Raw genomic sequence first — 1,560 nt, 5'->3', positions numbered from 1 at the left:
TAACCTCTCAAAACTAAACAAAAAGTCCAAGACAAAGTTCGATTCAATAAGTTGAGCTTAAATGCTCCTTAGAAAGGAGGTGATCCATCCCCACCTTCCGGTAGGGATACCTTGTTACGACTTCACCCCAATCATCTGTCCCACCTTCGGCGGCTGGCTCCAAAAAGGTTACCTCACCGACTTCGGGTGTTACAAACTCTCGTGGTGTGACGGGCGGTGTGTACAAGGCCCGGGAACGTATTCACCGCGGCATGCTGATCCGCGATTACTAGCAATTCCGGCTTCATGCAGGCGAGTTGCAGCCTGCAATCCGAACTGAGAATGGCTTTATGGGATTCGCTTGACCTCGCGGTCTTGCAGCCCTTTGTACCATCCATTGTAGCACGTGTGTAGCCCAGGTCATAAGGGGCATGATGATTTGACGTCATCCCCACCTTCCTCCGGTTTATCACCGGCAGTCACCTTAGAGTGCCCAACTGAATGCTGGCAACTAAGATCAAGGGTTGCGCTCGTTGCGGGACTTAACCCAACATCTCACGACACGAGCTGACGACAACCATGCACCACCTGTCACTCTGTCCCCCGAAGGGGAAATCCCAATCTCTTGGGTGGTCAGAGGATGTCAAGACCTGGTAAGGTTCTTCGCGTTGCTTCGAATTAAACCACATGCTCCACTGCTTGTGCGGGCCCCCGTCAATTCCTTTGAGTTTCAACCTTGCGGTCGTACTCCCCAGGCGGAGTGCTTAATGTGTTAACTTCGGCACTAAGGGCATCGAAACCCCTAACACCTAGCACTCATCGTTTACGGCGTGGACTACCAGGGTATCTAATCCTGTTTGCTCCCCACGCTTTCGCACCTCAGCGTCAGTTGTAGGCCAGAAAGTCGCCTTCGCCACTGGTGTTCCTCCACATATCTACGCATTTCACCGCTACACGTGGAATTCCACTTTCCTCTCCTACACTCAAGTCCCCCAGTTTCCAATGACCCTCCACGGTTGAGCCGTGGGCTTTCACATCGGACTTAAGAGACCGCCTGCGCGCGCTTTACGCCCAATAATTCCGGACAACGCTTGCCCCCTACGTATTACCGCGGCTGCTGGCACGTAGTTAGCCGGGGCTTTCTCGTGAGGTACCGTCAAGGTGCCGCCCTATTCGAACGGCACTTGTTCTTCCCTCATAACAGAACTTTACGATCCGAAAACCTTCATCGTTCACGCGGCGTTGCACCGTCAGGCTTTCGCCCATTGCGGATGATTCCCTACTGCTGCCTCCCGTAGGAGTCTGGACCGTGTCTCAGTTCCAGTGTGGCCGATCACCCTCTCAGGTCGGCTACGCATCGTTGCCTTGGTAAGCCATTACCTTACCAACTAGCTAATGCGCCGCGGGCCCATCTCGTAGTGTGAGGATAAATCCCCACTTTTACAACAGAATCATGCGATTCCGTTGGTCATCCGGTATTAGCTCCGGTTTCCCGGAGTTATCCCAGTCTACAAGGCAGGTTGCCCACGTGTTACTCACCCGTCCGCCGCTCATTCCACAAGCGTCACCCCGAAGGGATCA

General features: G+C 53.7%; 1 rRNA gene. It reads right to left on the bottom strand.

Going from position 1 to position 1,560, the window contains the following annotated elements:
- Positions 1 to 72: 72 nt before the first annotated feature.
- Positions 73 to 1,560, bottom strand: a 16S ribosomal RNA gene (locus ACHABW_RS25725); the annotation flags it as partial.

Origin of the sequence: Salipaludibacillus sp. CF4.18, assembly GCF_051262595.1 — a bacterium.
Taxonomy (GTDB): domain Bacteria; phylum Bacillota; class Bacilli; order Bacillales; family Salisediminibacteriaceae; genus Salipaludibacillus; species Salipaludibacillus neizhouensis.
Note: the sequence above shows the minus strand (reverse complement) of the source record. Positions and strands in the feature narration are given on the sequence as shown.